We start from the raw sequence: 5,158 nt of genomic DNA, 5'->3' as shown, positions 1-5,158 counted from the left end.
GCATCATCCGCAGACAATTCCGACAACACAAACACATCCAAAAACTCCGCGAACAACTCCGCGAACGAAACGAACCCCCACCCTTCTGACCGACCGCCAGAAAAGGACCGCCAGACCCGCACCCCGAGAAGAGGTAACTACGCTGTAGCCCATGGCTTCGAACCCGATCAACAGCACCGCATTGGCAACCTCGGCCCTCGCGGCGGGTGGGCTGCTGGGCGGATTCGCCGTCGCGCAAAGGAGCAAGAATCGCCAACTGGGTGGCGCGGTGCTGGCCGCTGTCGGCGTCGCATGCACGGCGTCGTGGAAGGCGTCCTCCGGCCCGAAGGTCGCAGGCGCATTGCTCGGCACCTACCTCGTCGGGTTCGGCGTCTCGCACCCGTTGGCCAAGAAGATCGGAGCCTGGCCTGCGGTCAGTGTCGCAGCCGGCGCAACAGCAGCGGCGTCACTCGTGCTCACCCGCCACTGACCCACCCCTCCCCGCGCCCGGACCAGTACGCGCGTCGCGTCCGGACCGAATCCGAACCCCAGAGCCAGACCCCTTTCAGACCGGGAACTCCCCGGTCCGAGTGAACTCCCGTAGCTTCTCTGCGGGGCCGACCAGATCCATACCCTGACCAGCCACCCACTCGTCGTTGAAGTACGTCCCCGCGTAGCGCTCGCCTCCGTCGCACAACACCGTCACAACGCTGCCACTCTGCCCCGCGGCTATCATCTCGGCGATCAGACCGAACGCGCCCCAGATGTTCGTACCGGTCGACCCGCCGACACGTCGACCGAGAACATCGGATGCATGCCGGGCCGCGGCAACCGATGCGGCATCAGGAACAGCAATCATGCGATCGATCACCTGTCCGACGAACGACGGCTCGACGATGGGTCTGCCGATTCCTTCGATGCGAGACGGCTTTCCAGTGGAGAAGTCAGCGCGGCCGGTCTCGTAGCCACCGATGAATGCGGAGTTCTCCGGATCGACAACTGCCAATCGCGTTGCGTGACGGCGATATCGGATGTAACGACCGATCGTTGCGCTGGTACCCCCGGTGCCTGCGCCGACGACAACCCAGGTGGGAATCGGGGACTCTTCTTTCGTGAGCTGATGGAAAATCGACTCCGCGATGTTGTTGTTACCGCGCCAGTCCGTGGCCCGCTCCGCGTGGGTGAACTGGTCCATGTAGTGGCAGTCGGGTTCGGCCGCGAGTCGATGAGCCTCGGTGTACATCGCGGCAGGATCGTCGACGAAATGGCAGCTGCCGCCATGGGATTCAATGAGCGCAATCTTGGTCGGGCTGGTGCTTCGAGGCATGACGGCGACGAAGCGGAGGCCGAGCAGTCCTGCGAAGTAGGCCTCACTGACCGCGGTCGAACCGGAGGAAGCCTCGATGACGGTGGTGTTCTCGGTGACCCAGCCATTGCAGATTGCGTAGAGGAACAGCGATCTGGCTAGCCGATGCTTGAGACTGCCGGTGATGTGGGTCGATTCGTCCTTGAGGTAGAGCTGGACGTTCCATGCCGACGGCAACGGATACCGCAGGAGATGCGTGTCGGCCGACCGCTGAGCATCGGCGTCGATGAGCCGGACCGCGTTGTCGACCCACACTCGAGAGGCTGAATGATCGACGATCGAGGTCATTACCGGCCGTCTTCGCCGCGCAGCTTCGCCTGCAGGTCCGCTCGGGCCTGACGACGCCCCTCGTCGACGCCTGCGATCGACTCGTTGACGCGGATCCGCAGCGACTTGAACAGCACGAGCGACAGCGGCAACGAGATGAGTACCGCGAACACCGCTGCAACCAGAACCGGAATCTCGACTCCGACCAGCAGACCTACTCCGACGATGACGGCAGCGATAACGACCACGAGCAACAGTCGGGCGCCGCTGTACAGGGCAACGTCCCGGAACAGCTGCCCCTTGGTTGCGGTGGGCACGGGCGGCGTGTTGCGTTCGTTCACGAACCCCAGGTTACCGCGCCGGAAGGGCTCGCCGTCGCGGCCTCGACAACTCGGGACGTCGAGCGAAATTCGCCCGTTTCGGGCGGCCTGACTTATCCGATTTGTCCATTACCTCCCCTTTACCAACCTTAGATCAGTCGAGTACCTAGGGGTTCGAGTGCCACCATGGTGGTCGAACACGAATTTGCTCCATCCACGGTCCGGCGTAGTGGCACCAGATTTCTCGACCTGACCAGGTCGAGGATGTACAGGGAAAGGGCCGCCGCCCGCCGGACACAGCATGCAGGAGGACACGACCAAGATGAGCGCACCAACACTGCACAAGGCTCAGGATTCACTGCTCACACCCGGGCAGGTAGCGGCGCTCTTTCATGTCGATCCGAAGACGGTGACCCGATGGGCGCACGCCGGCCGTCTCGGCTCGCTTCGCACACCAGGTGGCCATCGCCGGTTCCGTGAAGCCGAGGTCATGCAGCTTCTCTCGTCGTTGACGACCGAGGCCGCACACCGCTAGCAAGAAACTCTCGACCTGCAGGAAAACCACCGAACCACGTGCCGAATTCTCAGGAACTTGCAAACCGCATTGGGGTGCACACCGCACCCTGACGCGGCTACCCTGGGAAGAGGAGGTGCGTCGTGATCTATCTTTTGGCGTTGATCGGTTTGGTGGTAGTGATCGTGCTGTTCTGGAAGGCTTTCGGTCCGACTGTGCAGGCACCGGCCGGACCAATCAAGGGCCCGGACGACGATCCAGAATTTCTGTGGCGGATGAATCGAGACGCCCGTCGCTCGGGTACCGAGGGACACGAAACCGGCAAGCAGGATTCAGCCGAGTAAAGGTGTCGAGAAAGAGAGAACAGCCCGTCTCACGAGGCGGGCTGTTCTCGTCCGACAATGCATCGGCGATCGGGCTTCAGCTGTCCGGGCCCGCGCGCATGACGTCCTCGGGTCGGTTGCTGGGGAATCCCGACGCGACGGCCGCCGCGAGTTCCAAGAGCGCAACACGGGTCCGCCGTTTCAGTTTGTTCAGATCGACCTCCGCACCCTCTTCGAGGTGCGGATCGAACGGGATCAACACGACCTGACGGCATCGCTGCTCGAAATGCTCGACCACCTTGGCGAGATCAACTTTCCCCGCTCGCGGCCTCACGGCATTGACGACGGCCACCGACGATCGAACCAAGTCGCTGTGTCCGTGCGCATCGAGCCAGTCCAACGTCGCCGACGCGCTGCGGGCACCGTCGACCGCACTGGAGCTGACGACGACCAACGCATCGGAGCCTTCGAGGATGCTGCTCATCGCCGAGTGCATCAACCCGGTTCCACAATCCGTCAGCACGATGCTGTAGAACTTCTCCAGCAACTCGACAGCCTTGTCGTAGTCCTGGCCGCTGAACGCCTCGGAGACCGCAGGATCTGTGTCCGACGCCAACACCTCGAGCCTGAAGGCATTTTGCGACGTATATGCGCGGACGTCGCTGTAGCGCTTCAGACCGTCGATGTCGCGCAGCATGTTTCGCACAGTCGCCGGCGTCTCCAGCGGCACCTTCTGGCTCAGCGTGCCGCGATCCGGATTTGCATCGACTGCTATCACGCGGTCCCCTCGGATCCGCGCGAACGTCGAGCCGAGCGTTGCCGTCGTCGTCGTCTTTCCGACACCGCCCTTGAGGCTGAGCACCGACACGCGGTAGCAGCCGACTAGATGCCGATCCACTTGCCGAGTCAGTCGCACCAACTGTTCGTCGCGCGTACTGTTCCCCAGATTTACCCGACGGCCGGTCATCGTGTGAATCCACCGACGCCATCCGAACGCCGGGGGCGGCGCTACATGCTTGACGAGCAGAGCGTTGGTGAGATCGAGAGCGGACGCGGACGCAACAGGCGGCAACGTGCCCTGCAGCCCGGGTTCAGGTTCCTGGGGCCGCGAGGTGGGCACGGCTGCTTCGGGAGGCATCGGAACGGGGGTCGAGCGAAACGCTGCTGGGGGTGGCTCCGGTGTGGGGGCAACAGGAGACCCCGCCGTGACAGGCCCCACTGGGCTCGCAGGGTCATCTCCAGCGCTTCTCGTGACGACAGCCGGCTTCCGGTCCTTTTCGGCGTCCTCCCCAGGCTCGGCCGGAGTCACCGACTGCCACGAACTCATCTGCCATTCGGCCACGACCGATTCCCCCATCTCCCGGCCTCCCCAGCCGGTCGACGCGGACGTTACCAGCGCTAGTTGAGTCCCGCGTAGGAGTGCAAGCCGGAAACGACCATGTTGATGATGAACAGGTTGAACAGCATCGCCGTGAAGCCGCCGATGTTGATCCAGGCCGCACGGGTGTTACGCCACCCCGACGTGGCACGCGCATGCAGGTAGGCCGCGTAGATGATCCACGTGATGAACGACATCGTCTCCTTGGGATCCCATCCCCAGAAGCGACCCCACGCGGCCTCGGCCCAGATTGCACCGAGGATAACCCCTGCACCGAACAACGGAAACGCGATGATCGTCGTCTTGTACGCGAGACGGTCCAGCGCTTGGGCGTCGGGAAGCTTGGATGCGAACCGTCCCCAGAAGCCTCGGCTCTCCTCGCCTACAGGCTGCTTGATCCGCAGCAGGAACAGCAGGCTGGCGACGCCGGAAACCAGCAGGATGCCACTGCCGACGCTGACGATGGTGACGTGGATCGGTAGCCAGTACGAGCGGAGCGCAGGCACGACGGGCGCGGCATCGGCGTAGAGCTTGGTTGCCGCGAGGAACATCAGCACGATGATCGGCGCCAGAACGAACACCAGCATCGGGCGCATCGAGCGCTTGCGAAGCAGCACAATCGAAGTCAGCGTTGCGGCCGCCGTTGCCATGGTCACGAACTCGTACATGTTGCCGAGCGGGAACCGGTGCGTCGCGAAACCGCGGAGTACGACCGATGCCACGTGCAGCACGAGAGCGAGGATCAGCAGCGCGAAACCCATCCCCGACAACCGCTCCGACAGCGGTCGCTTGGGGGTCTCCACCACACGTCCCGGGACGTTCTTGTCCGAGACGGGCGCACCGCTCCCGACAAGCTCCTTGGCCTGTACCGCCGTCGCCTTCGCCGATGCGTACTGCGCAATGAGCAGTACGAATGCGAGTACGTAGATGGTGAACGCGGATTCGAACGACCAGTCGCTGTACTGCGAGAGAGTCTCGTTGATCGGCATCGGTCAGTTCTCCTGATCTTTC

The 5,158-nt window shown here is 63.3% G+C and carries 7 protein-coding genes; 3 read left to right on the top strand and 4 right to left on the bottom strand.

Features of this window, described 5'->3' with window-relative positions; all coding sequences use genetic code 11:
- The first annotated feature begins 151 nt into the window (after positions 1 to 151).
- Positions 152 to 469 (top strand): hypothetical protein, encoded by a 318-nt coding sequence (locus tag A2J03_RS26500; RefSeq protein WP_068380263.1) that lies wholly within the window; start codon positions 152 to 154, stop codon positions 467 to 469.
- Between the two features lie 75 nt (positions 470 to 544).
- On the opposite strand, the gene A2J03_RS26495 is transcribed toward A2J03_RS26500, so the two are convergent.
- Together A2J03_RS26495 and A2J03_RS26490 are read right to left on the bottom strand one after the other, a co-directional pair.
- On the bottom strand, positions 545 to 1,633 hold the full coding sequence (locus tag A2J03_RS26495; protein ID WP_068380260.1) for a PLP-dependent cysteine synthase family protein: 1,089 nt from the start codon (positions 1,631 to 1,633) through the stop codon (positions 545 to 547).
- Entirely contained in the window at positions 1,633 to 1,953 is a 321-nt protein-coding gene (locus A2J03_RS26490; protein WP_068380256.1) for a DUF4229 domain-containing protein, read from the bottom strand. The genes A2J03_RS26495 and A2J03_RS26490 overlap by 1 nt, the downstream gene beginning before the upstream one ends.
- A gap of 301 nt (positions 1,954 to 2,254) precedes the next feature.
- Between A2J03_RS26490 and A2J03_RS26485 the strand changes: the two genes are divergently transcribed.
- Positions 2,255 to 2,467, top strand: a complete 213-nt coding sequence (locus A2J03_RS26485; protein ID WP_068380265.1) for a BldC family transcriptional regulator — start codon at positions 2,255 to 2,257, stop codon at positions 2,465 to 2,467.
- Positions 2,468 to 2,589: 122 nt separating this feature from the next.
- Positions 2,590 to 2,790, top strand: coding sequence for a hypothetical protein (locus A2J03_RS26480; protein WP_068380254.1), 201 nt, complete (start codon positions 2,590 to 2,592; stop codon positions 2,788 to 2,790).
- 76 nt (positions 2,791 to 2,866) lie between these two features.
- On the opposite strand, the gene A2J03_RS26475 is transcribed toward A2J03_RS26480, so the two are convergent.
- A complete protein-coding gene (locus A2J03_RS26475; protein ID WP_068380253.1) occupies positions 2,867 to 3,907 on the bottom strand; it encodes a MinD/ParA family ATP-binding protein in 1,041 nt (346 codons plus the stop codon).
- Between the two features lie 260 nt (positions 3,908 to 4,167).
- Entirely contained in the window at positions 4,168 to 5,136 is a 969-nt protein-coding gene (gene ccsB / locus A2J03_RS26470) for a c-type cytochrome biogenesis protein CcsB (RefSeq protein WP_068380252.1), read from the bottom strand.
- Positions 5,137 to 5,158 lie beyond the last annotated feature (22 nt).

This window comes from Rhodococcus sp. EPR-157, assembly GCF_001647195.1.
Classification (GTDB): domain Bacteria; phylum Actinomycetota; class Actinomycetes; order Mycobacteriales; family Mycobacteriaceae; genus Rhodococcoides.
Note: the sequence above shows the minus strand (reverse complement) of the source record. Positions and strands in the feature narration are given on the sequence as shown.

Bases quoted from the DNA above. Each gene is read 5' to 3' on its own strand.
- A2J03_RS26500 (WP_068380263.1), top strand. From the start codon at position 152: ATGGCTTCGAACCCGATCAACAGCACCGCATTGGCAACCTCGGCCCTC.
- A2J03_RS26475 (WP_068380253.1), bottom strand. From the start codon at position 3,907: ATGCCTCCCGAAGCAGCCGTGCCCACCTCGCGGCCCCAGGAACCTGAA.
- ccsB (WP_068380252.1), bottom strand. From the start codon at position 5,136: ATGCCGATCAACGAGACTCTCTCGCAGTACAGCGACTGGTCGTTCGAA.
- A2J03_RS26485 (WP_068380265.1), top strand. From the start codon at position 2,255: ATGAGCGCACCAACACTGCACAAGGCTCAGGATTCACTGCTCACACCC.
- A2J03_RS26495 (WP_068380260.1), bottom strand. From the start codon at position 1,633: ATGACCTCGATCGTCGATCATTCAGCCTCTCGAGTGTGGGTCGACAAC.